The sequence below is a fragment of the Escherichia sp. TW14182 genome (assembly GCF_000208525.1).
GTDB lineage: Bacteria > Pseudomonadota > Gammaproteobacteria > Enterobacterales > Enterobacteriaceae > Escherichia > Escherichia ruysiae.
Genome location: NZ_AEJZ01000430.1, coordinates 1 through 996, shown reverse-complemented (window position 1 = coordinate 996; position 996 = coordinate 1). Strand labels below are relative to the sequence as shown.

Sequence of the window (996 nt, the reverse complement as noted above, 5' to 3'; positions counted from 1 at the left end):
TGGTTCGGGTGGTCACCCGGAGATGTGATGGCACTGCCGTATGAGGATTTTGTGGCAATAATGCTGGCAGAGGCGGAAGAGAGGAAGCAGTGTTATGGCAACGGTGGGCGATAACCTCAGAGCAAATATCCGGATCGGCGGCACTATTGATCCGTCGTGGAAAAAATCGACAGAGGGGCTGAAGCGAGGTCTGGCTGGTGCGACACAGGAAGTGGCACGCCTGACGCGTCAGCAGGATGTACTGAAGCGAAAAATTCAGGCTGGCGTACTGGCAGGGCAGGATATTACCGATCTGCGAAAGCAGTATGAAAAGCTGAAACGGAAAATCAATGATGCTGCAGCGGAGCAGGAGCGATTTAATCGCCAGCTTGAACGGGCAGAACGCCTGGAACGCTGGAAAGGACGGGCAGGGACATTTCTTAAAACCGGACTCGGGCTCTCTGTTGGTTCCGGGCTGACGCTGGCAGCAGGTGCCAGCGCGGTACTGAACCGGAATTCGGAAACGGCAGAGCGGGCAGGGATAGCCCGGAGTTACGGGGTGGATTACGAAACCTATGCGGCGTGGGATTCACTGGGCCGTCAGATGGGGTTAAACGGCGAAAACATTGGTGATCTGTTTGAGGAATACCGGAACAAGGTTTTTGACGATGATAATGGTGCCACGGACAAAGGAGCCATTCAGGAGGTATTCGGTAAACTGGGGCTGAAAGCGGGCGTAATGGCCGGAAAAAACAACCAGGAACAGGTCGAATTTTTGTTTGATCGCTTACTGCAGGTGGAGAATGAGCAGCAGGCGGCGGGGATGGCAGATGCGCTGTTTGGGGGGGAGGCCAATAAAATTCTGACCTGGATGCGTCTGTCAGGAAAAACCTTCCGGGAGCTTATCAGTGAGCAGAAACACTATAACCTGGTGACAAAAGAAGGGGCTGATGGTGCAGTTCAGGGCCATGTGGCGCTGTCAAATCTCCGTAATGTTCTGAGTTCTTCCATTGATGA

The 996-nt window shown here is 53.6% G+C and carries 1 pseudogene; it reads left to right on the top strand.

Annotation, left to right across the window (positions count from 1 at the left end):
* Nucleotides 1–94: 94 nt before the first annotated feature.
* Nucleotides 95–996 (top strand): annotated as a pseudogene (locus EQY_RS0122840) (hypothetical protein); the annotation flags it as partial.